This is a genomic window from Streptomyces sp. NPDC050528 (genome assembly GCF_044457795.1).
Lineage (GTDB): Bacteria > Actinomycetota > Actinomycetes > Streptomycetales > Streptomycetaceae > Streptomyces.
Genome location: NZ_JBITHH010000001.1, coordinates 1,444,686 through 1,469,648 on the forward strand (window position 1 = coordinate 1,444,686; position 24,963 = coordinate 1,469,648).

35 protein-coding genes are annotated in these 24,963 nt (G+C 66.7%); 4 read left to right on the forward strand and 31 right to left on the reverse strand.

Annotation, left to right across the window (positions count from 1 at the left end):
• Window positions 1-209: 209 nt before the first annotated feature.
• From rplO to ACIBK4_RS06800, 22 genes are all read right to left on the reverse strand, one after another.
• Window positions 210-665, reverse strand: coding sequence for a 50S ribosomal protein L15 (rplO, locus tag ACIBK4_RS06695; RefSeq protein WP_019055527.1), 456 nt, complete (start codon window positions 663-665; stop codon window positions 210-212).
• A 2-nt stretch (window positions 666-667) separates the two neighbouring features.
• Window positions 668-850, reverse strand: coding sequence for a 50S ribosomal protein L30 (gene rpmD, locus ACIBK4_RS06700; RefSeq protein ID WP_006376032.1), 183 nt, complete (start codon window positions 848-850; stop codon window positions 668-670).
• Entirely contained in the window at window positions 850-1,455 is a 606-nt protein-coding gene (gene rpsE / locus ACIBK4_RS06705) for a 30S ribosomal protein S5 (protein ID WP_006376045.1), read from the reverse strand. Before rpsE ends, rpmD begins: the two co-directional genes overlap by 1 nt.
• Window positions 1,456-1,492: 37 nt before the next feature.
• The gene (gene rplR / locus ACIBK4_RS06710) at window positions 1,493-1,876 is read right to left on the reverse strand and encodes a 50S ribosomal protein L18 (RefSeq protein WP_019055526.1); all 384 of its coding nucleotides are present in this window, start codon (window positions 1,874-1,876) and stop codon (window positions 1,493-1,495) included.
• A gap of 3 nt (window positions 1,877-1,879) precedes the next feature.
• Window positions 1,880-2,419: a 50S ribosomal protein L6 gene (gene rplF / locus ACIBK4_RS06715; RefSeq protein WP_318018230.1), complete on the reverse strand. Its 540-nt coding sequence runs from the start codon at window positions 2,417-2,419 to the stop codon at window positions 1,880-1,882.
• A gap of 22 nt (window positions 2,420-2,441) precedes the next feature.
• Window positions 2,442-2,840, reverse strand: a complete 399-nt coding sequence (gene rpsH / locus ACIBK4_RS06720; protein WP_013001411.1) for a 30S ribosomal protein S8 — start codon at window positions 2,838-2,840, stop codon at window positions 2,442-2,444.
• Window positions 2,841-3,053: 213 nt separating this feature from the next.
• Window positions 3,054-3,239: a type Z 30S ribosomal protein S14 gene (locus tag ACIBK4_RS06725; RefSeq protein ID WP_003948630.1), complete on the reverse strand. Its 186-nt coding sequence runs from the start codon at window positions 3,237-3,239 to the stop codon at window positions 3,054-3,056.
• Window positions 3,240-3,244: 5 nt separating this feature from the next.
• On the reverse strand, window positions 3,245-3,802 hold the full coding sequence (gene rplE, locus ACIBK4_RS06730; protein ID WP_019072280.1) for a 50S ribosomal protein L5: 558 nt from the start codon (window positions 3,800-3,802) through the stop codon (window positions 3,245-3,247).
• Window positions 3,802-4,125 (reverse strand): 50S ribosomal protein L24, encoded by a 324-nt coding sequence (gene rplX / locus ACIBK4_RS06735; protein WP_019072281.1) that lies wholly within the window; start codon window positions 4,123-4,125, stop codon window positions 3,802-3,804. Before rplX ends, rplE begins: the two co-directional genes overlap by 1 nt.
• Window positions 4,126-4,127: 2 nt before the next feature.
• Complete coding sequence (gene rplN / locus ACIBK4_RS06740) at window positions 4,128-4,496, reverse strand: 50S ribosomal protein L14 (RefSeq protein ID WP_003998823.1); 369 nt, start codon at window positions 4,494-4,496, stop codon at window positions 4,128-4,130.
• Window positions 4,497-4,593: 97 nt separating this feature from the next.
• Window positions 4,594-4,881 carry a 30S ribosomal protein S17 gene (rpsQ, locus tag ACIBK4_RS06745; RefSeq protein ID WP_019072282.1) on the reverse strand — a complete coding sequence of 96 codons (288 nt, stop codon included), beginning with the start codon at window positions 4,879-4,881 and terminating at the stop codon, window positions 4,594-4,596.
• Window positions 4,881-5,105: a 50S ribosomal protein L29 gene (rpmC, locus tag ACIBK4_RS06750; protein WP_005481220.1), complete on the reverse strand. Its 225-nt coding sequence runs from the start codon at window positions 5,103-5,105 to the stop codon at window positions 4,881-4,883. Before rpmC ends, rpsQ begins: the two co-directional genes overlap by 1 nt.
• Window positions 5,105-5,524 (reverse strand): 50S ribosomal protein L16, encoded by a 420-nt coding sequence (rplP, locus tag ACIBK4_RS06755; protein WP_010986348.1) that lies wholly within the window; start codon window positions 5,522-5,524, stop codon window positions 5,105-5,107. The genes rpmC and rplP overlap by 1 nt, the downstream gene beginning before the upstream one ends.
• 5 nt (window positions 5,525-5,529) lie before the next feature.
• Window positions 5,530-6,381: a 30S ribosomal protein S3 gene (gene rpsC / locus ACIBK4_RS06760; RefSeq protein WP_398992718.1), complete on the reverse strand. Its 852-nt coding sequence runs from the start codon at window positions 6,379-6,381 to the stop codon at window positions 5,530-5,532.
• Window positions 6,381-6,728 carry a 50S ribosomal protein L22 gene (gene rplV / locus ACIBK4_RS06765; RefSeq protein WP_003974262.1) on the reverse strand — a complete coding sequence of 116 codons (348 nt, stop codon included), beginning with the start codon at window positions 6,726-6,728 and terminating at the stop codon, window positions 6,381-6,383. Before rplV ends, rpsC begins: the two co-directional genes overlap by 1 nt.
• Before the next feature lie 40 nt (window positions 6,729-6,768).
• Window positions 6,769-7,050: a 30S ribosomal protein S19 gene (gene rpsS / locus ACIBK4_RS06770; RefSeq protein ID WP_019055518.1), complete on the reverse strand. Its 282-nt coding sequence runs from the start codon at window positions 7,048-7,050 to the stop codon at window positions 6,769-6,771.
• A gap of 12 nt (window positions 7,051-7,062) precedes the next feature.
• On the reverse strand, window positions 7,063-7,899 hold the full coding sequence (gene rplB, locus ACIBK4_RS06775; RefSeq protein WP_007494772.1) for a 50S ribosomal protein L2: 837 nt from the start codon (window positions 7,897-7,899) through the stop codon (window positions 7,063-7,065).
• A gap of 38 nt (window positions 7,900-7,937) precedes the next feature.
• On the reverse strand, window positions 7,938-8,357 hold the full coding sequence (gene rplW, locus ACIBK4_RS06780; protein WP_200681734.1) for a 50S ribosomal protein L23: 420 nt from the start codon (window positions 8,355-8,357) through the stop codon (window positions 7,938-7,940).
• Window positions 8,357-9,013 (reverse strand): 50S ribosomal protein L4, encoded by a 657-nt coding sequence (rplD, locus tag ACIBK4_RS06785; RefSeq protein ID WP_037747970.1) that lies wholly within the window; start codon window positions 9,011-9,013, stop codon window positions 8,357-8,359. Before rplD ends, rplW begins: the two co-directional genes overlap by 1 nt.
• Window positions 9,014-9,018: 5 nt before the next feature.
• Window positions 9,019-9,663 (reverse strand): 50S ribosomal protein L3, encoded by a 645-nt coding sequence (gene rplC / locus ACIBK4_RS06790; protein ID WP_019072287.1) that lies wholly within the window; start codon window positions 9,661-9,663, stop codon window positions 9,019-9,021.
• A 17-nt stretch (window positions 9,664-9,680) separates the two neighbouring features.
• A complete protein-coding gene (gene rpsJ / locus ACIBK4_RS06795) occupies window positions 9,681-9,989 on the reverse strand; it encodes a 30S ribosomal protein S10 (RefSeq protein WP_003948644.1) in 309 nt (102 codons plus the stop codon).
• A 652-nt stretch (window positions 9,990-10,641) separates the two neighbouring features.
• Entirely contained in the window at window positions 10,642-10,830 is a 189-nt protein-coding gene (locus ACIBK4_RS06800; RefSeq protein WP_398992722.1) for a hypothetical protein, read from the reverse strand.
• Between the two features lie 302 nt (window positions 10,831-11,132).
• Between ACIBK4_RS06800 and ACIBK4_RS06805 the strand changes: the two genes are divergently transcribed.
• The 4 genes from ACIBK4_RS06805 to ACIBK4_RS06820 all read left to right on the forward strand — a co-directional run bounded on the left by ACIBK4_RS06805 (window position 11,133) and on the right by ACIBK4_RS06820 (window position 14,332).
• Entirely contained in the window at window positions 11,133-11,456 is a 324-nt protein-coding gene (locus ACIBK4_RS06805; RefSeq protein WP_398992724.1) for a hypothetical protein, read from the forward strand.
• Between the two features lie 4 nt (window positions 11,457-11,460).
• Entirely contained in the window at window positions 11,461-12,207 is a 747-nt protein-coding gene (locus ACIBK4_RS06810; protein ID WP_398992726.1) for a hypothetical protein, read from the forward strand.
• Window positions 12,208-12,257: 50 nt separating this feature from the next.
• A complete protein-coding gene (locus ACIBK4_RS06815) occupies window positions 12,258-12,611 on the forward strand; it encodes a hypothetical protein (RefSeq protein ID WP_398992728.1) in 354 nt (117 codons plus the stop codon).
• 317 nt (window positions 12,612-12,928) lie between these two features.
• A complete protein-coding gene (locus tag ACIBK4_RS06820; protein WP_398992730.1) occupies window positions 12,929-14,332 on the forward strand; it encodes a S41 family peptidase in 1,404 nt (467 codons plus the stop codon).
• A gap of 18 nt (window positions 14,333-14,350) precedes the next feature.
• On the opposite strand, the gene ACIBK4_RS06825 is transcribed toward ACIBK4_RS06820, so the two are convergent.
• From ACIBK4_RS06825 to ACIBK4_RS06865, 9 genes are all read right to left on the reverse strand, one after another.
• Window positions 14,351-15,001 carry a hypothetical protein gene (locus tag ACIBK4_RS06825; RefSeq protein ID WP_398992732.1) on the reverse strand — a complete coding sequence of 217 codons (651 nt, stop codon included), beginning with the start codon at window positions 14,999-15,001 and terminating at the stop codon, window positions 14,351-14,353.
• A 75-nt stretch (window positions 15,002-15,076) separates the two neighbouring features.
• A complete protein-coding gene (locus ACIBK4_RS06830; RefSeq protein WP_398992734.1) occupies window positions 15,077-17,368 on the reverse strand; it encodes a hypothetical protein in 2,292 nt (763 codons plus the stop codon).
• 14 nt (window positions 17,369-17,382) lie between these two features.
• Window positions 17,383-17,865: a hypothetical protein gene (locus ACIBK4_RS06835; RefSeq protein WP_398992736.1), complete on the reverse strand. Its 483-nt coding sequence runs from the start codon at window positions 17,863-17,865 to the stop codon at window positions 17,383-17,385.
• Between the two features lie 200 nt (window positions 17,866-18,065).
• Window positions 18,066-19,298 carry a type VII secretion-associated serine protease mycosin gene (gene mycP, locus ACIBK4_RS06840; protein ID WP_398992738.1) on the reverse strand — a complete coding sequence of 411 codons (1,233 nt, stop codon included), beginning with the start codon at window positions 19,296-19,298 and terminating at the stop codon, window positions 18,066-18,068.
• A 96-nt stretch (window positions 19,299-19,394) separates the two neighbouring features.
• Window positions 19,395-21,131, reverse strand: a complete 1,737-nt coding sequence (locus tag ACIBK4_RS06845; RefSeq protein ID WP_398992740.1) for a translation initiation factor IF-2 — start codon at window positions 21,129-21,131, stop codon at window positions 19,395-19,397.
• On the reverse strand, window positions 21,131-21,658 hold the full coding sequence (locus tag ACIBK4_RS06850; RefSeq protein WP_398992742.1) for a hypothetical protein: 528 nt from the start codon (window positions 21,656-21,658) through the stop codon (window positions 21,131-21,133). The genes ACIBK4_RS06845 and ACIBK4_RS06850 overlap by 1 nt, the downstream gene beginning before the upstream one ends.
• A gap of 118 nt (window positions 21,659-21,776) precedes the next feature.
• Window positions 21,777-22,127 carry a hypothetical protein gene (locus tag ACIBK4_RS06855; protein ID WP_398992744.1) on the reverse strand — a complete coding sequence of 117 codons (351 nt, stop codon included), beginning with the start codon at window positions 22,125-22,127 and terminating at the stop codon, window positions 21,777-21,779.
• A 193-nt stretch (window positions 22,128-22,320) separates the two neighbouring features.
• Window positions 22,321-22,650: a hypothetical protein gene (locus ACIBK4_RS06860; RefSeq protein WP_398992746.1), complete on the reverse strand. Its 330-nt coding sequence runs from the start codon at window positions 22,648-22,650 to the stop codon at window positions 22,321-22,323.
• A gap of 197 nt (window positions 22,651-22,847) precedes the next feature.
• Entirely contained in the window at window positions 22,848-24,863 is a 2,016-nt protein-coding gene (locus ACIBK4_RS06865; RefSeq protein WP_398992749.1) for a hypothetical protein, read from the reverse strand.
• Window positions 24,864-24,963: the final 100 nt, after the last annotated feature.

The following is a 24,963-nucleotide window of genomic DNA, read 5'->3' on the forward strand; positions in this document are numbered from 1 at the left end:
GTGGTTGATGGCCTGTGGAACGAGATTACGGCATGCCAAGACGACGCTGGGTACCAGCCGCACAGCCTACCTACATCGACGCCCCTAGGGGATACCGATCGAACGTCCCATGAGTCACGACTGCTGAAAAAACGGCCGGGGTTGGCCCCCAGAGAGGGACAACCCCGGCCGCTGATGCTGACGTTGGTCAGGCTCGGTCCGAAAACAACTCAGACGAGCTCGGTGACCGTACCGCCGGCGGCAGTGATCTTCTCCTTGGCGGAGCCGGAGACGGCGTCAACCGAAACCTGCAGCGCCACGGAGATCTCGCCCTGGCCGAGCACCTTGACGAGGCTGTTCTTGCGAACGGCACCCTTGGCGACCAGACCCTCGACGGTGACCTCGCCACCCTCGGGGTACAGCGCGCCCAGCTTGTCGAGGTTCACGACCTGGAACTCGGTCTTGAACGGGTTACGGAAACCCTTCAGCTTCGGGAGACGCATGTGGAGGGGCATCTGGCCACCCTCGAAGCGCTCCGGAACCTGGTAACGGGCCTTCGTGCCCTTGGTACCACGACCGGCCGTCTTACCCTTCGACGCCTCACCACGACCCACACGGGTCTTGGCGGTCTTGGCGCCCGGGGCGGGACGGAGGTTGTGGATCTTGAGCGGGTTGTTCTCCGCCATGATCAGTCGACCTCCTCAACCGTCACGAGGTGGCGGACGGTGTGCACCATTCCGCGGAACTCGGGGCGGTCCTCCTTGACGACCACGGTGTTGATCCCCTTGAGACCAAGCGACCGCAGCGTGTCACGGTGGTTCTGCTTGCTGCCGATGTACGACTTCGTCTGCGTGACCTTGAGGCGAGCCATTACGCACCCGCCCCGGCACGTGCACGAAGGAGAGCCGCGGGGGCGACGTCCTCGAGGGGCAGACCGCGGCGGGCCGCGATCTCCTCGGGACGCTGCAGGCCCTTGAGGGCCGCCACGGTCGCGTGCACGATGTTGATCGCGTTGGACGAACCGAGCGACTTCGACAGGATGTCGTGAACGCCGGCGCACTCCAGGACAGCTCGCACCGGGCCACCGGCGATAACGCCGGTACCGGGGGAAGCAGGCTTGAGCAGGACGACGCCCGCGGCCTTCTCGCCCGTGATCGGGTGCGGGATGGTGCCCTGGATACGGGGGACCTTGAAGAAGTGCTTCTTGGCCTCTTCAACACCCTTGGCGATCGCGGCCGGCACCTCCTTGGCCTTGCCGTAACCGACACCGACGGTGCCGTCACCGTCGCCCACCACGACGAGCGCGGTGAAGCTGAAGCGACGACCACCCTTGACAACCTTGGCGACGCGGTTGATCGCGACTACGCGCTCAACGTACGCGGTCTTCTCGGCGGCAGCAGCGCCGCCGTCACGGCCCTTCCGGTCCCGCCGCTCGCCGCCACCGGCACCGCTTCCACGGCGCTGGGGTCCAGCCATTGGATTACCTCTCTCTTTCCGCTAGCTACGGAAGCGACTAGAACTTCAGTCCGGCTTCGCGGGCGGCGTCCGCCAGGGCGGCGATGCGCCCCGCGTACTGATTGCCGCCACGGTCGAATACGACAGCCTCGACACCGGCGGCCTTGGCGCGCTCGGCGACCAGGGCGCCGACCGACTTGGCCTGCGCGGACTTGTCGCTCTCGCCGCCGCGGATCGAGGTGTCCAGGGTCGACGCCGACGCCAGGGTGTGACCCTTGATGTCGTCGATGACCTGGGCCACGATGTGGCGGTTGGAGCGGGTCACGACCAGGCGCGGACGCTCAGCCGTACCGGAAATGTGCTTCCGGATGCGGATGTGACGACGCTTGATGGCAGCACGCTTGTAAGCGTCGCCCTTAGCGATCTTCGTACCGTATGCCATGGCTTACTTACCCGCCTTTCCGACCTTGCGCCGGATGACTTCGCCCTCGTACTTGACGCCCTTGGCCTTGTACGGGTCGGGCTTGCGCAGCTTGCGGATGTTGGCCGCAACCTCGCCGACCTTCTGCTTGTCGATGCCCTCGACCGAGAAGTGCGTCGGGTTCTCGACCTTGAACGAGATGCCCTCGGGCGCCTCGACGGTGATCGAGTGGCTGTAGCCGAGAGCGAACTCGAGGTTCGATCCCTTGGCCGCAACGCGGTAACCGACACCACTGATTTCGAGCTTCTTCACGTAACCCTCGGTCACGCCGGTGATCATGTTCGCCACCAGCGTGCGGGACAGGCCGTGCAGGGCCTTGTTCTGACGCTCGTCGTTGGGGCGGGTGACGCTGAGCACGCCGTCCTCACCCTTGGCGATGTCGATCGGCGCAGCGACGGTGTGGGTCAGGGTGCCCTTGGGGCCCTTGACCGAGACCGTACGGCCGTCGATGGTGACGTCCACGCCGGCGGGAACCGTGATGGGGAGCTTGCCAATACGCGACATAGCTTCTTCCGATTCCTTTCCGCTACCAGACGTAGGCGAGAACTTCTCCGCCTACGCCCTTCTTGCCGGCCTGCTTGTCGGTGAGGAGACCGTGCGACGTGGAGATGATCGCCACGCCGAGGCCACCGAGCACCTTGGGCAGGGAGGTGGACTTCGCGTAAACCCGGAGACCGGGCTTGGAGATCCGCTTGATGCCCGCGATGGAGCGCTCACGGTTCGGGCCGAACTTCAGCTCGAGGACGAGGTTCTTGCCGACCTCGGCGTCCTCGACCTTCCAGCCCGTGATGAAGCCCTCCTGCTGGAGGATCTCCGCGATGTGCGACTTGATCTTCGATGCCGGCATCGTCACTGAGTCGTGGTATGCCGAGTTCGCGTTCCGCAGACGCGTAAGCATGTCTGCGATCGGATCAGTCATGGTCATGAATTGGCCTTCGGCCTCTCTCGCCGGGGTTTCCAGGTGCCCATCCCTCTCCTCGATCCGAGACGAGGCGGGTGCGGTGCGGTGGACCTACGGCGTAGTAAGTCGTATGGGCGGCAATCAGGCGCCCAACCCTCCTAGCCTAAGCCATGGAGGGGTGGGCACCTGACCGTGCCCTCTGCTTACCGAGAGCTTCGGGAGTCCGGAAGTACCGGACTACCAGGAGCTCTTGGTCACGCCCGGCAGCTCGCCACGGTGAGCCATCTCACGAAGGCACACGCGGCAGAGGCCGAACTTGCGGTACACGGAGTGCGGGCGGCCGCAGCGCTGGCAGCGGGTGTAGCCACGCACACCGAACTTGGGCTTACGAGCAGCCTTGGCAATCAGAGCCTTCTTCGCCATCTCGCTTACGCCTCCTTGAAGGGGAAGCCGAGGTGACGGAGAAGGGCACGGCCTTCGGCGTCGTTGGTCGCCGTGGTCACCACGGTGATGTCCATACCCCGGACGCGGTCGATCTTGTCCTGGTCGATCTCGTGGAACATGACCTGCTCGGTGAGACCGAAGGTGTAGTTGCCACGACCGTCGAACTGCTTGGGAGACAGACCACGGAAGTCGCGGATGCGCGGAAGCGCGAGCGACAGGGTGCGGTCCAGGAACTCCCACATGCGGTCGCCACGGAGCGTGACGTGGGCACCGATCGGCTGACCCTCGCGCAGCTTGAACTGCGCGATGGACTTGCGGGCCTTGGTGATGGCCGGCTTCTGACCGGTGATCGTGGTCAGGTCACGGACGGCACCGTCCATGAGCTTGGAGTCACGGGCGGCGTCGCCGACACCCATGTTCACCACGATCTTGACGAGGCCGGGGATCTGCATGACGTTCTCGTAGGAGAACTCCTCACGCAGCTTGCCCGCGATCTCCTCGCGGTACTTCGTCTTGAGACGCGGAGTGGTGGTGGTAGTCATCAGATGTCCTCACCCGTCCGCTTGGCAACGCGAACCTTGTTGCCCTCGTCGTCGAAGCGGTAGCCGACACGCGTGACGACCTTGTTGCCGTCCTTCTCAACGACCAGCTGGACGTTGGAGACGTGGATCGGCGCCTCGGTCGTGACGATGCCACCGGCCTGCGAACCCTTGGCGGTGGGGCCGGCCTTGGTGTGCTTCTTGACCCGGTTCACACCCTCGACCAGGACGCGCTCGTCGCGCGGGTAAGCGGCAATGACCTTGCCCTGCTTGCCCTTGTCCTTGCCGGTGATGACCTGAACCGTGTCACCCTTCTTGATCTTCATGCTTACAGCACCTCCGGAGCCAGCGAGATGATCTTCATGAACTTCTTCTCGCGCAGCTCGCGCCCGACCGGGCCGAAGATGCGGGTGCCGCGAGGGTCGCCGTCGTTCTTCAGAATGACGGCGGCGTTCTCGTCGAAGCGGATGTACGAGCCGTCCGGACGGCGGCGCTCCTTGACGGTGCGAACGATGACGGCCTTGACGACGTCACCCTTCTTCACGTTGCCACCGGGGATCGCGTCCTTGACGGTGGCGACGATGACGTCACCGATGCCCGCGTAGCGGCGACCGGAGCCACCGAGCACACGGATGCAAAGGATTTCCTTCGCACCAGTGTTGTCGGCGACGCGCAGTCGCGACTCCTGCTGGATCACGTCTATCTCCTGATCGTCTGCCGGTTCCCCAACAGGGCTGAGTAATCAGCCCTGTTGGAGCCTGGCGGAACTGTCCTGCGGAATTACCCCGCAGGAATTACTTGGCCTTCTCGAGGATCTCGACGATGCGCCAGCGCTTCGTCGCGGACAGCGGACGCGTCTCCATGAGGAGGACGCGGTCGCCGACGCCAGCGGCGTTCTGCTCGTCGTGGGCCTTGAGCTTGTTCGTACGGCGGATGACCTTGCCGTACAGCGCGTGCTTCACGCGGTCCTCGACGGCGACGACGACGGTCTTGTCCATCTTGTCGCTGACGACGAGACCCTCACGGGTCTTGCGGAAGCCGCGGGAAGCGGTCTGCTCTTCAGTCACGTTGCTCTCGCTCATCAGGCGCTCTCCACCGTCTCGATGCCCAGCTCGCGCTCACGCATCAGGGTGTAGATCCGCGCGATGTCCTTCCGGACGGCCTTGAGCCGACCGTGGTTCTCGAGCTGACCGGTCGCCGCCTGGAAGCGGAGGTTGAACAGCTCTTCCTTGGCTTCGCGGAGCTTGTTGAGAAGCTCCTCGTCACCCAGTTCGCGCAGCTCGGACGCCTTGGTACCGGCCGACATCACGCTTCACCTGCCTCGCGCTTGACGATCCGGCACTTCATCGGCAGCTTGTGCGCTGCGCGAGTGAGGGCCTCACGGGCGATCTTCTCGTTGGGGTAGGACAGCTCGAACATGACCCGGCCCGGGTGCACGTTCGCGATCCACCACTCGGGAGAACCCTTACCGGAACCCATGCGGGTCTCGGCAGGCTTCTTCGTGAGCGGGCGGTCCGGGTAGATGTTGATCCAGACCTTGCCGCCACGCTTGATGTGGCGGGTCATCGCGATACGGGCGGCCTCGATCTGGCGGTTCGTCACGTACGCCGGCGTGAGGGCCTGAATGCCGTACTCGCCGAACGAAACCTGCGTACCGCCCTTGGCCTGACCGCGACGCTTGGGGTGGTGCTGCTTGCGGTGCTTGACCCTACGGGGGATCAGCATTTTGGTCAGGCCTCCGTTCCGGTGCTCTCAGCCGGAGCGGCAGCGGCGGCGGGAGCGTCGGCCTTGGGGGCCTCGGCAGCCGGCGCGGACTGCTGCTGCGGCTTGCGGCCGCGGCCGCCACGCTCGCCACCGCGGCCACCGCCGCGGGCCGGGCGGTCGCCGCCGCCCGCGCCACCGCGAGCCGGGCGGTTACCCGCACGGGCAGCGGCGTTCTCGGCGCGGACCTCGGCGATGTTCTTGACGTCGCCCTTGTAGATCCAGACCTTCACACCGATACGGCCGAAGGTCGTCTTGGCCTCGAAGAAGCCGTAGTCCACGTTCGCGCGGAGCGTGTGCAGGGGCACGCGGCCCTCGCGGTAGAACTCCGAGCGGGACATCTCGGCGCCGCCGAGGCGGCCACCGCACTGGATCTTGATGCCCTTGGCGCCGGCCTTCATCGCCGACTGCATGCTCTTGCGCATGGCGCGGCGGAAGGAGACGCGGGAGGACAGCTGCTCGGCGACGGCCTGGGCCACCAGCTGAGCGTCCGTCTCCGGGTTCTTGACCTCGAGGATGTTGAGCTGGACCTGCTTGCCGGTCAGCTTCTCCAGGTCACCGCGGATGCGGTCGGCCTCGGCGCCACGACGGCCGATGACGATGCCCGGGCGAGCGGTGTGGATGTCCACACGGACGCGGTCACGGGTGCGCTCGATCTCCACCTTCGAGATGCCGGCGCGCTCCATGCCGGACGTCATCATCCGACGGATGGCGACGTCTTCCTTGACGTAGTCCTTGTACAGCTTGTCGGCGTACCACCGGGACTTGAAGTCCGTGGTGATGCCGAGCCGGAACCCGTGCGGGTTAACCTTCTGGCCCATTACCGGGTTCCTTCCTTGCTGCTGACGACCACGGTGATGTGGCTGGTCCGCTTGCGGATCCGGTAGGCACGGCCCTGGGCACGCGGCCGGAACCGCTTCAGGGTCGGACCCTCGTCGACGTACGCCTCAGAGATGAAGAGGCTGTCGGCGTCGGTGTGGTCGTAGTTGTGCGCGGCGTTGGCAATGGCGCTGTCCAGCACCTTGCCGACCGGCACGCTCGCGGCCTGCGGGGCGAAACGCAGGACCGCCTGAGCCTCCGTGGCGTCCATGCCACGGATGAGGTCCACCACGCGGCGGGCCTTCATGGGCGTGACGCGGATGTACCGCGCCTGGGCCCTGGCTTCCATGGTTGTCCCTTCAGTGTTTGTCATGGTCGGTCACCCCGCGCTAGCGGCGCTTCGACTTCCGGTCGTCCTTGACGTGACCCCGGAAGGTGCGCGTCGGCGAGAACTCGCCGAGCTTGTGGCCGACCATCGACTCGGTGACAAACACCGGGATGTGGGTCTTGCCGTTGTGCACCGCGATCGTGTGGCCGAGCATGGCCGGGACGATCATCGAGCGGCGGGACCAGGTCTTGATGACGTTCTTGGAGCCGGCCTCGTTCTGTACGTCCACCTTCTTGATGAGGTGGCCGTCGACGAAGGGCCCCTTCTTGAGACTGCGCGGCATCTAAACCCGCTCCTAGCGCTTCTTGTTCGTCTTGCGGCGGCGGACGATGTACTTGTTCGAAGCCTTCTTCGGCGAACGAGTACGACCCTCCTTCTGACCCCACGGGGAGACCGGGTGGCGACCACCGGAGGTCTTGCCCTCACCACCACCGTGCGGGTGGTCGACCGGGTTCATCGCAACACCGCGGACGGTCGGGCGGACGCCCAGCCAGCGCTTGCGGCCTGCCTTGCCCCAGTTGATGTTGCTCTGCTCGGCGTTGCCGACCTCGCCGACCGTGGCGCGGCAGCGCTGGTCGACCAGACGGATCTCGCCGGAAGGCATGCGGAGGTGGGCCATCGAGCCCTCCTTCGCGAGCAGCTGCACGGAGGCACCGGCGGAGCGGGCGAACTTGGCGCCGCCACCGGGACGGAGCTCGATCGCGTGGATCGTGGTACCGACCGGGATGTTGCGGAGCGCCAGGTTGTTGCCCGGCTTGATGTCGGCCCCGGGACCGTTCTCCACGCGGTCGCCCTGCTGCAGGTTGCGCGGGGCGAGGATGTAGCGCTTCTCGCCGTCCGCGTAGTGCAGCAGCGCGATGCGCGCGGTGCGGTTGGGGTCGTACTCGATGTGCGCGACCTTCGCCGGCACGCCGTCCTTGTCATGGCGACGGAAGTCGATGACTCGGTAGGCGCGCTTGTGTCCGCCACCCTGGTGGCGAACGGTCACACGACCGGCGTTGTTACGGCCGCCCTTGCTGTGCAGCGGGCGGACCAGCGACTTCTCCGGCGTGGACCGCGTGACCTCGACGAAGTCGGCGACGCTGGAGCCACGACGGCCCGGCGTAGTCGGCTTGTACTTGCGGATTCCCATTTCTCAGTCCTCGTCCGATATCGGACGATCCGACCCGCTTACGCGGCCGGACCGCCGAAGATGTCGATACGGTCGCCCTCAGCGAGGGTCACGATCGCGCGCTTGGAGCCCGCGCGCTGACCGAAACCGGTCTTGGTGCGCTTGCGCTTGCCCTGGCGGTTGATCGTGTTGACCCCGGTGACCTTGACCGAGAAGACCGCCTGGACGGCCTGCTTGATCTGGGTCTTGTTGGCGCCCGGGGCCACGATGAAGGTGTACTTGCCCTCGTCGAGGAGCGCGTAGCTCTTCTCCGAGACGACCGGCTTCAGCAGCACGTCACGGGGGTCCGTGAACGACTTGCTGATCGGCGTCTCGACAGTGTTCTTGCCCTCGGTCTCGTGGCGCTTCGCCTTGGCGATGCGCGCGACCTTCTTGGCCTTGGCGGCCTTGGAGGCGATGCTCGGGTGACGCGTAGCCATCAGGCTTCGCTCCCTTCGGTGTCAGCGGCCTGGGGGCCAGACACGAAGGACTCGAAAGCGGCCTGGGTGAAGACCACGTCGTCCGAGACGAGAACGTCGTACGTGTTCAGCTGGCCCGGCTCCAGGATGTGGACCTGGGGCAGGTTGCGCGCGGAAAGCAGCGCGGCCTCGTCGGAGCGCTCGATGACCAGGAGCACGTTCTTGCGCTCGCTGACCTTGCCGAGGAAGCTCTTGGCGGCCTTGGTGGAGGGGGTCTCGCCCTCGATCACGCCGGTGATGACGTGGATGCGAGCGTTGCGGGCCCGGTCGGTGAGGGCGTGGCGCAGGGCCGCGGCCTTCATCTTCTTCGGGGTCCGCTGCGAGTAGTCGCGCGGCGTCGGGCCGTGCACGACGCCACCGCCGGCGAACTGCGGGGCGCGGGTCGAACCCTGACGGGCGCGGCCGGTGCCCTTCTGGCGGTACGGCTTCTTACCACCACCGCGGACCTCGCCACGACGCTTGACCTTGTGCGTGCCCTGACGGGCGGCGGCCAGCTGTGCGACGACGACCTGGTGAAGCAGCGGGATGCTGATCTTCTCTACGTCGAAGATCTCGGCCGGGAGCTCTACAGTCCCGGCGGTGTCGCCGGAGGGCGACAGAATGTCAATGGTGCTCATAGTCCTCAGGCCCCCTTGGCCGCGGTGCGGACCAGGACGAGGCCGCCGTTCGGACCAGGAACCGCGCCCTTGATGAGGAGCAGGCCCTTCTCCGCGTCAACGGCGTGAACGGTCAGGTTCTGGGTGGTGACCCGCTCGTTGCCCATACGACCCGCCATGCGGAGGCCCTTGAACACACGGCCCGGGGTGGCACAGCCACCGATGGAGCCGGGAGAGCGGTGCTTGCGCTGGGTGCCGTGACCGGCGCCGAGGCCCTTGAAGTTGTGACGCTTCATGACACCGGCGAAGCCCTTGCCCTTGCTCTTGCCGGTCACGTCCACCTTGACGCCGGCCTCGAAGGTCGCGGCGGTGATCTCCTGGCCGAGGGTGTACTCGCTGGCGTCAGCGGTACGGATCTCGACGAGGTGACGACGGGGAGTGACATCGGCCTTGGCGAAGTGGCCCTTGAGGGGCTTGTTCACCTTGCGCGGGTCGATCTCGCCGAAGGCGATCTGGACCGACTCGTAGCCGTCGGAGTCATTCGTACGGACCTGGGTCACGACGTTGGGTCCGGCCTTGACAACAGTCACGGGAACAACACGGTTGTTCTCGTCCCAAACCTGCGTCATGCCGAGCTTCTCGCCCAGGATGCCCTTGATCTGCTTAGCCATCTTCAGCTCACCGACCCCTAGAGCTTGATCTCGATGTCGACACCGGCCGGGAGGTCGAGTCGCATCAGAGAGTCAACGGTCTTGGGGGTGGGGTCGAGGATGTCGATCAGGCGCTTGTGCGTGCGCATCTCGAAGTGCTCGCGCGAGTCCTTGTACTTGTGCGGCGACTTGATGACGCAGTACACGTTCTTCTCAGTGGGCAGCGGCACCGGGCCCGCGACCGACGCACCAGTGCGCGTCACCGTCTCGACGATCTTCTTCGCCGAGGAGTCGATGACCTCGTGGTCGTAGGCCTTGAGCCGGATGCGGATCTTCTGTCCCGCCATGGCTACTCAGTAGTCCTGTCTCTAGTAACGCTCTGCACCCCGGCAAGCCCTTCCACTCTTCGTGCTCTTCGATTCCTCCGACCCACGCGGTCGGGTGTGTCGCGCTCTCACCGACACAGAAGTCCCATATACGGAACTTCCCTGCTGGGAAAGCACGGCCCTTCCGGAACCGCAAGCCGAGGGCGAAGAAGCCCACCGGGTGCCTGGCCGGCGCCGCACTGACACTTCCCGAAAGATTCCCGTACGTCCGCCCCAGCGCTGCCGTAAGGCAGTTGGGACGACGAGTACCGTGGGACTCGCTTCCGGTCCTCCCGACGGGAGGCGCGCAGCATCAACACTCGACCGAGCAACTCCGACAGTCTGCCATATGGGGCAGGGGGCTGGCCAATCGGGGCGTAGAGATTACCCCTGGAGTGACGTAGGTCAAACACATGCGCGCGGTGGGGGCCCGGGACCGGACCCAGATGCCCGCGAGACCGAGCCTGATCACTCCACGCAGGTCATGCCCATCCGCACCGCCACGAGTCCGCTGCACGCCTGCCGCACCACTCCGCGACCGGGACCCGGCAGGCGGACAAGGGCACAGAAGAGCGACGCCAACGCGACAGACACCCTTATTACCCCGCGCGCGTGACGTGACCCGCGGCAGACCCTAGGCCCTCCCCGCGAGGGCCATGACGGCCATCCAGCCCAGGCAGCTCCCGCACGCGACGAGCAGCGGCGCCCAGCTCCGGGCTCGCCGGGCCCGGACCACCAGCCACACCACGCCCGCGTCCACCACGAGCCCCATGACGGCCGCGCCCACCTGAAGCCCGCCGATCGCTTCCCCTCGGGCTGCCACGCTCCGACCTAGAACCGAGAGCGATCCGACAGCGAGCAGGATCGCACAGAGACAGGTGAGACCGGAGAACAGACTCCGACCACGGTCGTCGACTGCGGCCCGCGCAACTGCGCTGTCGTCGAGGCCGACCCCGCTCCGGCCATTTGCCCGACTCCCGTGGTTCGTCACGGTGGGCACTCTACTGACGTAGATCACCCTGTTCATTCATTCCTTCCGGTTTCTTCCGACGACTCGCGAAACGCGCGTCTCCCTACGGGAGTTGGCAGAGGCGGCAACACGGCCGCGAGCACGGAAGGCTTCGCATGAACCTCAGGGTGAGCCCTTGGGCCCTCAGTGGATACGCACGTCAGGTCGGCCGTGCCGCGCTCGACGCGGCGGACTTCAAGACCCACTGCACCAGGTACACCGACGTCGACGCCTCGGACCAGGGCCTGCTGAACCTCTTCCTGACCACCCACACGTCGACGGTGAAGACGGTCAACCTGGCGATGGACAGGCTGTGGGAAGTCCTGGGGGCGGCGAGTTCGGAGCTGGAGCGCAACAAGAAGTACTACGCACACACGGACCTGGCCGTGGCGGCACACGTCGACGCGACCTACCCCCTCGTCGAGCGCCCGGCCGAGTAACCCCATGTCCGACTTCACCGATGTCGTCGAACCGACAGCTCTGCTCAGGGCCCCGTCCGCCCCGGACGAGTACGCCCAGGGCCCGATCCTCGACACGTTCAACAGTTGCGGCGATCTGATGAGCCCGACGTACTGGCTGACGGAGGCGTACAGCGCGGTCTTCGGCTTCAATCCGCTCGACGAGGCGATCAAGTGGTTCGCCGGCGACTGGGAGTCGTTCGCCAAGTGCGGTGACGTCTGGGGCCAGTTGGGGCAGGCCGCCGAGGCGGTCTCCGGCAACATCAGGTCCGGCAACAGGACGCTCGACAAGGCGTGGGACGGCCGTGCCGCCGACGCGGCGTACACGTACTTCCACACGTGCGCGGCGAAACTCGAAGAGATCAGAGACGAGTTCGACAAGCTGAGGACGGAGTACGACCACCTGGCCCACTCCGCCTACTCGACGGCCGAGGCCGTGAACGGCTACCTGGGCGGCATCATCGACGGCCTGTTGATCACGGCCGTCGAGATGGCGGCCGGGGCAACCCTGTCGTGGACCGGAGTCGGCGCGGTGGTGGGCTACGGCCTCGCGGCGCTGGAGATCGCGAACATGCTCCGCCTGTGGGGCCAGGCCACCCAGGCCCTCGGCAACGTGCAGGGCATCGTGAACGGCAGCGTCGGTGTGGTGGAGACCATCGGCGCGACCCTCTACGGAACGATCTCCGAGTTCACGAAGATCGGCGAGTACGACCATCCGAGCCCGTCCATCTGACACCGCGCCCAGCACCCGGCAACCGCCCCCGCACCACAAGGAGAACGCGCATGTCCGACGAACTACGCATCGGCGACGCGGACTTGATGAACATCACCGGCGGCGACCAGGTCCGCGCCCGGTCGCTTCGCAAGGCACTTCAGAAACTCGCCGACGACCGTGCCCCCGACGATCCGCTGCGCGAGATGGCCCGCGAGGTTCTCAGCGGCCGGACGGGCCTGCGCGAGGCCGCCCGCGTCCCTTCGTACGCGGAGGCACTGGGTGATCGCATGGTTCAGGGCTTCCGCGAGTACGACCGCCTCTCCCCCGGCGAACGGGAGAACCAGGAGGCGGCGGCACGGGCGTACCTGGCGGAACAGGCGGCAGAGATCGAGGAGGAGCGCTCTGCTCGGGGAGCTTCCTGATGCGTACGAAGGGTGGTGGCGGCCTCGACGCAAGAGTCACCCTCGCCGCAGCCTCGCCATCGTCGAAGTCCATCGGTATCACCTGGAGTTCGACGCTTCACAACTGCGCGACTCCCACCGGGTGTTCACACCGGCGCCACCTCCCGCAGGGGGCAACTGCCGCTCCGCGGTCGCGCTGACCGTCAGCCCCCACTCGGGGGTTTCCCTCACCCCGATGCGCGGGTGTGCCGGATGGCCGGGGCGGTGACCTGTCGATCAGGGTTGAGAGACACGCAGGTCATGCAGGTCGAACCGCCGCACCACGGGGAGAACAGAACATGCGTACAACCGCCGCCGTCATCGCTTTGACCCTCGCCGCCGGCATCGCCGCACCGGCCGCGTCCGCCGCCGGCTCCGATCACACCATCGACGGCTTCTGGCGCATGGACGGCTACGGCACGGTCGTAGCCCTCACCCACGGGACGTACCAGGAGTACCAGACCACCGCCGTGAGCTGTCTCAAGGGCGACACCGCCCGGCGGACGGGCCCGGGGACGTACACGGTGAACGGGGACGTGCTGACGGTGAAGCCGGGCAAGGACGCGAACCACGCGTCGGTGGCGACGGCAAGCTCGGCGGGCCACAAGCAGCTCCACCGCATCGCCTCCCTCCCGGCGGACTGCGCCAGGCCGCTGCCGAAGGACCCCCTGACCTCGTTCGACGTCTTCTGGCAGTCCTTCGAGGAGAACTACCCCTTCTTCGCGGCCAAGGGCGTCGACTGGCGGGCGGTGCGGGCCGAGTACCGCCCGCGGGTGCACGCGGACACGACCAGGGCGGAACTGTTCGACATCTTCAGCACGATGGTGCGCCCGCTGCACGACGCGCACGTCGTGGTCCAGGACGGCGACCACATGTTCGGCACGGGCCGCCCCGGCACGCAGGCGCCGAGCCCCGAACTGGACGCCAGGACAAAGAAGTTCATCGAGCAGCACGACTTGCCGGGCGCGACGTACCACCGGGACTTCGCCAACAGCCGCATCACGTACGCGGATCTACGGGGTGACAGTCACCTGGGCTACCTGCGCATCTCGGGCTTCGGCGGCTACCTGCCGCAGGAGAACCCCACGTACGCGTCCCAACTCGCCGAGCTGGACCGGGCGTTGAACACGATCCTCACGTCGAAGCGGGTGGGGTGGCTGCACGGCCTGATCATCGACGTCCGGATCAACGGCGGCGGCTCCGACGCGATGGGCCTCCACATCGCGTCCCGCCTGACGGACACGCCGTATGTCGCGTACGCGAAGCGAGCCCGCAACGACCCGAAAAACCCGGCCCACCACACCACCCCCGAACCGATCCCGGTACTCCCTGCCCACTCCCCCCGCTACACCGGCCCGATCGCGATCCTGACCGGCGGCTCGACGGTGAGCGCGGGCGAGACCTTCACCCAGGCCCTGATGAACCGCCCCGGTAGGACCATCCGCATCGGCCAGCCCACCCAGGGCGTCTTCTCGGACACCCTCACCCGCAGGTTGCCGAACGGCATGGCGGCCTGGCTCCCGAACGAGGAGTTCCTCACCGACTCCGGCCGGACGTTCGACGGGACGGGGATTCCGCCGGAGGTGAGGGTGCCGGTGTTCACGGAGGAGGAGTTCTCGGAGGGGCGGGATTCTGGGTTTGTGGGGGCGGTGGGGGTGTTGGGGGGCATCGGGGGTGAGGGGCCGGGCCTGATGCCCGAGTAGGCGAGAGGTGCGGGCCGTCTATGCCTCGGACGGCATGCTGAAGGTGTCCGAAAGGCCGGAGTTCTCCTTGCAGTTGAGCAGGGTCGCGAGAGTGCGGCTCGTGTCGTGCAGGATGTGCAGGTTGTCCTCGCGTGCCGCGGCGGCTGATTCGCTCGTCTCGTTCCGGCTCCGCACTTCTCCCCGGATCAGAACGCTCGTTCCCGAATTCCCGCCGAACTTGCCGCTGGTGCACTCGAAATAGAGAACGCCGGCCTTGACGCCGGCGAGAGCCGTTTCCCCCATCCGGTATTCCTTGAATGTCTCGGCAACCTCTCCTTTTTCCGGAGTGGATTGAGGCAGGTAGTAACTGACCGTCACGGAATCGAGTCCCGAAGTTCCTTTGTAGGCTCCGCAGAAGGCGATGCCGGTGAGATCACCGACTCCCCCGGCCTCGTACCGTGCGATCACCTGGTCAGCGGCCCGTTGCGGATCTCCGATGAACGAAGTCTTCGCGGAGACGGGAATGTCGGCCACCCGCTTCATGGCCGCCTTGACCGGCGTACTCAAGGACTTGTCGCAGGATCCGCTCGCCGCCCCGCTCGGGCTCGCCGCATCCGCGGCCTTCGATCCCCCGCTCTGGCAGCCCGCCGCGGCGAGAGCCACGGCGACCAGAAGCGGTGCGATCTTCACGCATTTCATCAGCAATACCATTCGTCTGTACGGCGGCGGGAGCAGGAATTCCGACGGACCGGGCAACGTCTCGCGTCAGGTCTTGGGAAGCACACCCTGCTGGTTCTCTCCGTTGGTTCCCTTCCCGTACCCACTGTTCAGGGCGTCTTCCAGATCCTGCCCGAATCTGTCGTTGTCGCTCGAAATCCCGTGCCTCAGCATGAAACTGTTCATCGGGGATGCCGCTGCGCCCTGGCCCGCTCGATAGATCTCGGCCCGCTGCTCCTGAACCGTGCTTCCGCTGTTCTGTTGCATCGTCTCGGCACTGTCGCCGATCACGGTGCTGATCTGCTGCGAGATGGCGCCTTGGCCCGCGCCCATGACGACAGGAATCAGCGTGCCTGCCACACCGACGGCAGCCACAGGTGGCAGGAAAGCCGCTCCGGCGGCGATGCCGACGCCCGCACCGAACGAGACCCAACCCGCCTTCTGCCCCAGGCTCTTGTTGTATTCCTCATCCTTCGCGAGCCCCTCGGCCGTGACCTGATCCGCCCTGGACTGATCGAGGATTCCTTGAATCTCCGCACCGGTACGAACGATCTCCCGGGCGTGCGGCTGATTGATGCGGTCCCCGTCGGCCTGTGCTTCCAGCGCGCTCGTTCCGTAGATCTGCTGAGCCGTCGAGATGTCCGAGTAGCCGTCCGGGTGCTGGCCGACCGAACTCAGGAACTTGATGGCACCGCTTGATCCGAACTGCGCATGGCCACCCGAATCGGTCGGGGAGAACAGGCTGTCCGCCTTGTTGTCGTTCAGCGCCCAGTTCAGATCGTCGATGTAGCCGGCCCCCATCCGGCCGAGGCTGTCCGCGACGGGGTCCTGGACGTTCTCCGGGTCGCCGTAGGTCGCCACGACCTTTTCCATGATCGCGGCCGAGACCCCGTCCCGGACCAGCTTGGGCGCCGGGTCGTCGTACGCGTGCCCCAGCGTCGCCGCCTCCAGCGCGTGACCGAGCGCGTCCGGGCCACTGTCACGGGCGTGCGCGGCGGCGTCGCTGCCGGGGGCGACGAGGCTGTCCGGCGGCCACTCGAAGTCCTTCTTCGTCAGCTCGTCGAAGTACGTGTAGTCGAGGGTGCCGCTCCTCACGGTGCCGTCCTCGTTGTACACCGTGGGCGTCATGTCGTCCGAGAAGAACAGCTTCGACGCCTCGGGGCTGTGCCCGAGCCCCTCCAGAACACTGGTGAGCGGGTCGTAGCCGGCACCGGTCTTCCCCGACGGGTTGAATCCCCAGTCGAGGTCGGCGCCCCCGGTCATCGGCTTGTTGCCCACGAAGAAGTCGGGGTTCTCGTGGTGCAGTTGGACGATGTGTTCCGCGATGGGATTGATGAACTTCGGATCGTAGTTCCCGTACCGAAGCAGCCCACCGAGGATCTGGTAGCCGTACGGGGAGTTGATCGCGCCCGGATAGAGCGCGATCTGCTTGGTTCCCAGTTTCCTGAACTCATCGCCCCAAGTGGTCGGCAGATGAGGTTCGTTGCCGGTGTCGGTCGCCGTGGCGAGCGCGATGCCCATGCTGCTCTGGAGCTGCCGGGTCAGCGCCAGCCGCTGTTTGTCATCGCCCTCGGTGCCGTCGAGAGCCATACGGCCGTAGAACTCAAGCGTCTCCTCGGCTCCCCCGAGAGATTTGTAGAAGGCGGTGCTGAAGTCGGGGTCCTTCGCGTTCCACTTCATGAGGGTGTCGAACTCGGCGAGCTGCTTGTCGGTCATCTCCGTGCCGAGCTTGGCGAGTTCGGTGGCTCGCTGCTGCTCCGCGTCGTCCAGGGACGTGTACGTCTCGTACCCGAAGTTGTGACCGTCCTTGCCATGGCTCTTGGCGAGGGCGCGAGCCACCGAGTCGTCGATCTCCTGGGCGTGGGCCACCAGGTTGGCGATGCGACCGGCCAAGTGGCGTGCCTCGTCGAGCTGTTCCTGGGTGTGCGTGTCGTCCGTGGTGCGATCGTGCGGGAAGAACACGTGGATCACCGGGCTGCCGCCCTCGTTCCCGTAGTCCTGCACCTTGACGCCGAGTCCCGGCGCCTCCTTGTGCAGCGCGGTCGTCAACTTCTTCTGGATCTCGACGAGTTCGGTGTGGGCGTCGTCGAGAACCTTGTGGATGCTGCCGGCCTCGGCGTGCGCGTCCTTGAACTCCTTGGCGGTCTTTCCCACGAACTCCCGTGTGACGTCCGCGTTCACCCCGGCCCAGCGAGCACCGTCCGCCTTGGCCCGCAAGCCCGTATCAGCCCGGGTCGCCAGCTCGTCGACCTTGTCGACCACGGACTTCCAGTCGGCGACGCTGCTCTCCAGCTTCCCCAGATCGACTTCCGCCAGGTTCGTCATCGTGACGCCGGACACCGCGGCAACCCCCGTTATTTGAAGTACTTGTCGAGCTCTGAGACCGACAGAGCGGAGCCGCCGGCGTCCCGCGCCGATGCCGCGATCAGTGCGTCGTCATGCGCGTGCGTCTTCTGGGTGTAGTCGAGGTGGTTCGAAATATGGGCACAGGCCTGAAGGAGTGACTGCACTTGGCTCGTCCATGTCGTGACGGTCTGCGACAGGGCGGACCCCATCGCGAAGCCCTGTGCCCTCAGCTCGGCAGCGGCCCGCATCGTGGATCCGTTGCCCTGCTTGTCCGCGCCCATTCCGTCGACGTCCGCCGCCGTACGGAGATCGTCGTGGAGGGTGAACGCCTCATGGCCTACGGCGCCGAGGTCGTCCTGGTGCACGACGAGATCGCCGCCGCTGCCACCGCCGCCGGCTCCGCTGTCCGCGGGAAGCTGGTTGAGCCGCATGTGCGCCGAGCCCCGCTGCGCCGCGTCGGCCTTGAGCTGCTCCCACTCGTCCCAGGCCATCGCCCTACGTCCTCCCTCGATCCCCTGATCCCCGTGCCCCAACGGCCGGCTCGGCCGACCCCAGGGTTTCTTACCAGTTCCTCAACTTACCCAACAGCCTTGGCAGCCAAGGCACTTGACGGTCACTCGGCATCGCTCCTTCACACCTGCCTGCGCCGCAAATACCGACCACCGGCTATCAACTGCCGACTGCCGACTGCTCACGCTTGTCTGCGTCGACGCGCGAGGAATGCCACCGCACCCCCGCCGGCCAGCACTACGGCACCGACTCCCAGTCCGCCCCAGAGGACGCTCCCACCGCTGTCCCCCGAGGACGAGTCAGCGGCCGTAAGGTCGTCTCCCTTCGCCGGGGAGCCTGCCGCACTGGAAGCTGAGGCGTTCGAGCCGGGTGATGGCGCGGTCTGTGCAGCGGCAAGATCCGGGAGCGGGTACTTCCCGGCCGGACCAGGGTTCCCCGGGTTCTGCAGAGCGACCCGCGGGCGGACGATGCCGTACCCGATCGAGTTATTGCGCTTCGCGCCGTCCGTCGGGGCGCCGATCGTGTTGAGGAGGACGCGGAGGATCTGGTTGTTGGTCCAGGTGGGGTGTTGGGACCAGATCAGGGCGGCGGAGGCGGAGGCGATGGCTGTGGCGTCGCTGGTGCCGTGGGAGCGGCAGAGGTCCTTGCCGTTCGGGCAGGCGTGGTACATCTCGTCGCCGGGGGCGGCGACGTCCACCTGTGGGCCGTACTCGGACTCGGCGGTCCTGCGCAGGTCCCTGCCCACCGACCCCACACCGACCACGCCCGGTGTGGCGGCGGGGTACTCGACCTGGTTTCCGCCCGCACCGCTGTTTCCGACCGCCGCGAAGACGAGTGATCCCTTGTCCAGCGCGTACTTCACAGCGGACGAGAGCTGGTCCGACCCTTTGGACGAGCCCATCGAGATGTTGATGATCTGCGCGCCGGAATCGGCCGCGTAACGGATCGCGGTGCTCAGGGTCTGGCTGAACTCCTTGCTGTATCGGCCGGCGTCCCACCCCCTGTCCGGCACACGGACGGGGAGAATCCTGGCGCCCGGTGCGAGTCCGAGGGTGCCGTCGCCGCCGTTTCCCTGGCCGGTACCGGCGATCAGGAGGGCCATGGTGGTTCCGTGGCCGTCGTAGTCCGTGTGTTCGTCGCCGGGTGAGTCCGGTGCCTCGTCCTTGCCGGCGAGCACACGGCCGTTCAGATCGGTCAGGCTGTCGTCCACTCCGGTGTCGATGACCGCGACCGTGATGCCCTTGCCCGTACTGGTCTGCCACATCTGTTCGGCCTTCATGGCGGTGAGGTACCACTCCCGTTCCCGGACGGACTCCGCGTACGCGGGCGTGGCCACCAGGACCGTCAACAGCAGGCCCACGGTTGCGGAGACGGCACTCCCCAGTTGGGCTTTCCTCGACGTGCTGGCAGGCATCTGCTTCCTCTTGGTCACTGGGACGGGGACTTGGGGGTTAGGGGGGCGGCGGGCTGAGGGACTGGGGCCTGCGGGCTGGGGAGTCGGTAGCCGAGGCTAGGTGTGCCAGCGGCCGATGGGTTGCCCCGGCTCGGGTTCCTCGCTCCGGTCTCCGGGCTCTTCGTCCCGCTCGCCGTTCCGTCTGTCCTGTCCACCGGTCCGTCTGTCCTGCTCGCCGTTCCGTTGCGCGTTCGACGAACGGGAACCGCTCGGCCGCGTGTCCGCACGCCCCGTCGGACCGGGTGCGGGCGCGGTGCCACCGGAATCCTGGTTCCGCACCAGGCCCGAGCCGCCGGACGTGAACGGCCGGGCCCCCGAGCGCCCTTGGGGCTGCGGCCGACCGCCCACGACACCGTCGCCGGTGCCTCGGCGTCCGGCGGACGTCGCCCGCTGTCCGGCGCCCGTGCCTCCTGTACCCGTGGAGGATCGGCCCGTGGAGGATCGCCCCGTAGAGGAGCTCTGCCCGGCCGGACCACGACCGGTCGTACCGTCTGTCTCGCCACCGATGACAGTGCCGCGCGGCAGCCCACCGGCACGCCGGCCGGTCGGCGATCCGGCCGCCGGTGATGTGGGGCGGCCACCGGTGATGCCGTTGCTGCTCCTGCTGCCGGTCGCGCGCCCGGTGGTCGGCTGCGCCGATTCCCGTCCCAGCGGTCCCGCAGGACGGCCTCCGGTCACGGGACGCGCGGTGCCTGTCGGCCCGCCCTCCACGGCGGTACCCGGCACTCTCCTGGAGAGCGGCCCTGGCCCTGCCGCCCCTCGCGCGGGCTGAGCGACAGCGCGCCCGCCGGTGGGCGTACGCCCCGTTCCCGTACCCGCTCTCGTTCCCGAGGGGATCGAAGAGGAGTTCCGTACCCCGCCCGGCATCGTCGTCGGCATTGTTCCCATGGGCAGCGACCCGGTGCCGACAGTCCGACTCTCGTCCGACGGCACGAGCGGGCTCACCGGCAGCGCCGACGGCTGCGGGAGCGCCTGCGCGCTGTCGACCTTCACCGCCACCTGGTCCGACGCATCGGGCGAAGGCCGCTGAACCGTCGTATGCGGGCGGGCTTCACCGATCGCCGGACCGGGGCCCGTGTCGTCAACGGCCCGTGACGTCGCCGGAGACACCCCGGCCAGGGGCAGGTCTCGCGCTGGGCCGCCCGTGGACGTCGTACGACTGCCCGCGCCTCCGGCAGAGACCACTACGTTCTCGTCGCGCTTGCCGACGGCCGGTTGGAGTTCTGTGGGCGGCGGCGGAAACGCAGGCCGCTCCAACCCCTCCAACTGCGTGGCCGACAACCGATACGACTGCCCCAGCTTCAGCATCTGGGACGCGGCCTCCTGGCGGACCTTCTCCTTGTTCGCGGCGACGGCGGCGAGGGCGGCGAGTTCGCTCGCAGACTTGGTGTGGACGGTCGTGGCGTCCGGGTCGTAGTGGGACAGGGTCACCGCGTCGAGGTTCGCCCGTGCGCTGTTCGACTCGCGTGGGATCGAGGCCTGGGCGTGGGCGATCGCGTTGGAGGCCTGGCCCAGCCATTTCGCCGCGTCGTCGCTGAAGTCGCCCAGGCGGAGGGTGGAGTTGGCGAGGTCGGCGGCCCAACCGCGGAAGGCGTCCGCGCCCTCGCCCTTCCAATCCACGTGCTGCGGGCGGACCTTGAGCTCTTCGCCGATCTTGCGGATCTCCTTGGCGGCGGCGGTCAGACGGTCGGCGGCCGACTGGACCGTCCCGGAGTTCGCCTGGTCGAGCCACGCCAACATCTGCTCGTGGCTCATGCCCTCGAAGGCCGTGGCACCGGGCCCCTTCCCCGACATCAGATCGTGCCTCCCGCATCGCCCCCGGTCGCTGGTTCCTGCTCGTGCGCCGTCCCGTCCCCGCCGATATCGAGCTTCTTCGGAAGCTGGGGGTCGTACGCACCCCCGTAGTGCCTCGTCGTCTCCGCGCTGATCGCGGTCATACGGTCACGGACGTCGAGGTCGATGTTCTGGTAGCCCTTGTGCGCGGCCAGTACCGCGATGTTCATGCCCTCCATCGAGTCGGAGAGCAGCCTGGAGAGCGTCTCCAGTTCACCGACGACCGTCTCGTACGCCGTGAACAGCCCGGCCGCCTCGGTCCATTGGCCGCCACCGCCACCCAACTGCTGCCGTACGAGCTGCTCTTCGCCGACCTTGCCCGGGCCGGCGTCCGAGCCCTTCAGATCGCGGATCAACTGGTCGACGCGCTTCTGGAACGCCGTGAAGGACGTCAACTCGGTAGCCACGTCCACGGCCGCGCCGCGCACCGCGTCGAAGATGCCCGAGGTCCACGACGCCCCCGCCGCCCCAGTGTCGCTCGGCAGCACAATGCCCTCCCCCGTACCGGTCGTACCGGCCGTACTCGTCCGTCATCTCCGTCGCTTCAGTCGCGAAGCAGCGCCTCGACAACAACCATAGCTACACCCAGTGACAATCCGAACACCGTCAGTTGGGATACGGGATCGTCGCGGCGAAGAGAAGGAACGAGAACAGGACGGTGCCGGGCGCCAGGACGGCGAACACACGGCGCCGGGCGACGTTCGGCTCGGTCTGCGGCAGGCCCCAACTGACGAGCAGCAGTACGAAGGAGGCCAGAAGCCCCACCTGAAGGAACGTGAAGCCGGTGTCGAACCGCCGGCTGAACCGCTCGGCCTCCGCTCCGTCACAGGCGTCGCAGGCCATGGGCGTGAGGCCACCGACGACATACGCGACAAGGGCCGCGGGAAGCGTGACGACCGTCGCAACCAGCGGCCCGACCCACGTACCGCGTACCGAAGTGCCCTGTGTGATCGACATGCCCCCAGCCAACTGCACGGAACGGGGCGGCACATGAGCGCTCGTACTCAGGTACGGGGGGCTTCCTGACAACCCCGTTCCGGCCCCGACCGACGGCAACCACGATGACCGGGGCATCAACAAGGTCCATCGCCTATGCGCCGGCCGTCCTCCGGACCTGGGAACGCGAACGCTGCCAGGGCACGGGCTGCCTCTACGGTCCCTTGCACCCCAGGGTTTTGAGCGTTGCGGGGAAGTAGGCCCGCATGAACTTCTCGATGTCCTTGCGGTGGGTGTGGTCCATGAGGCTGATTTGGGGGACTTGGAGGGTGAGGGTGAAGTATTTGCCGCCGTTCGTTTTGCAGGGGGCGATCGAGATGGCTCCGTCGGTGCCGACGATTGTCTTGTAGGTGAAGTCGATCGCCCGTGGTTCCCTGATTCCCGAGACCGAACCGGTATCCTTCGCCAGGTACATAAGGTCCCTTGCCGTGTCGTCCCAGGAGAACTGGAAATCGAGAACAGGATCGCGCCCAGAGAGAAGCACGCAGGGTGCGGTGATTGCCGCAGACCGATCGACACGGGTGAACTCGCTAAAATCTCCCGCAGACCTCAAGAGCGGACGAGTGATGGCAGGATTGACAGGCGTCCCGCAAATAGCTCCCGGGAGTTCGTGACTACTGGAGGGGCTACAGGAAACCGCGAGAACGGAAATCGTCAACACGGTCAGGAACTGGCGGACATTCACTTCAACTGCTCTCCGGACATGCCAGCTGCCTGCGCAATTCCTTCTCGGGCTGACTTGTTGACCTCAGCCTTGGGGTCGAAGTACGAATCGCCATCCGCATGATGGATCTTCTCCCACTCTTCCGCGAGGGCCATCAGTTGGCCGTTCCTCTTTCTATACGCCTGGACATTGGCGTTCGCCTGCTTTTCGTCCAACCTCCGCTGCTCATCAGCCAGCCACTCGTCTGTCACATAGTCGAACCCCGTCTGCACATCGCCGCTCACCACGGGGATATAACTGATTGCCTTGTCGAAGAACGGCTTGGTCTCGAACTCGGCGACCTTCGGATCCCCCGCAGCCTGTACCCGTGCTTCCTCCAGAAAACCAACAGTCCGGCCGGCCCGCATCAGCGAACCGGGCGAGTTCGAGCGGTCGTGATGGATATCCGAAACCAATGACTGGTTCATCCCACCGTTCAACACCCCATAAGCCCCCTCATCCTTGGACACCTGCTTCGCCACCTCGAAAAGCTGATGCTGATCCACGGGCGAATGCCCAACATCCACCTCACTCATCGCCGCATGCACAGTCCCCCCGTGATTGACCAGAACGTTGGCCATCGGCTTACGCAACGACGGCGGAAACTCATCCCCACTGTCCGCCAAATAGGTAAGCGCGGACTTGAACACCGCATCGTTCGTCGCCCGATCCCCCACCCGAACCCCCGCCGGATCCGCAGGATCGATCCCCGTAGCCCCGGCCTGCAACGCCGCCCCGAATCCCGCCCGGTCATCCCCGTCCAACCGAGGCACATAGCGACCACCCTTCGACGCCCCCTCGTCATTCAGGGTGACATTCCAGTCCCGTTCCTTCATGAGGTATTTCATGTGGGCGTCGGAATGGAGATAACGCGCCGCCTCCGCAGGATCCCGGCTCATGATGCCGAGCATCCCGTCGACGGGGTCGTTGGCGAACCAACCACCAGGCGCCCCGGCATACGTACCCTTCACCCGCCAAATCCCGGGATGCTTCTTCTCCGCCGCGATCATGTCGTCGGTGAGGTCCTCGACCATCCCCGGGGCGTAGCCGTGCCCCTTCTGCATCAGCGTGACGAGCGACTGATAGCCGACAGCCTTGTCCAGGTGCAGCCCCTGCGCATCCGTGGCGTAGTGCTCAACGCCCACGCGCCGCATCTCTGTGCGCCACTTCCCGTACCACTTCGACTTCGTGTCCTTCGTCGCCGTAGCGAGCGTGTTCGCCAGACCCGTCTCGATCGCCGAGTACGCCCCCGCACCCGCCCCGCCCTGAACGTGGATGCGGTCGTTCAGTTCGTTCGTGAGCTTCAGCGTGCCGGCGAGACCGAGGTCGTCCAGGACCATCCGTGAGAACCCCTCGTCCTCGCTGTTGTCACGGAACGACCGTTCCAGCTCGGCGAGTTGAGCCCCCGTCAACTCACCACCCCTGCCCAGCTTTTCCAGATACCGCTCCGTCTCCTCCGCCTCGTACTGTTCGACGTCACCCTTCGCCCTGCCGTTGAACCCCCGCCCACCCGCGAGGAGTTCGGAGTCGACCACCACCCCCGCCAGCGCGACCCGCACACCCGTGTCCGCGTCCGTCACATCGCGTACCGCCTTGGTGATCCGGTCCTGCCACTCCTGTACGGCCTGGGGAGCGCCGGGGGTGTCCGGCTGGTCCGAACTCCGGCTGACCAGGCCCGAGTCCGAGACCCGCATGCCCGCCCGGACCGCGTCCCACCGCGCCGCCACCACCCGGCCCCGCACCTCCACGAACCGGTCGTGCGCGTCCCGCAGCAGCGCCGCGATCGCCTTGGCCTCGGTCTGCGCGTACTGGAACTCCTTGAGCGTGGTGTCGAATCGGGCGTTCGCCGCGTCGGCGCTCAGCCCCGTCCACGACGCACCCATCGAGATGCCGTGCACCTCCCGCCGGTACGCCGTCTCCTGCTTCTCGAACTCGCCCGCCATGCCGTCCCAGCGCTCCGCCGCCGTGGTCAGCGCGGTGAGGTCGGTGGTCATGATCTCGTGATACGTCGGCATGCGCCCAGTTGCCCCAATAGCTCCGCTGAACCAGTAACTCCACTGACCCGACCGCCCGTTGGACCGACGGGCGGTCGAC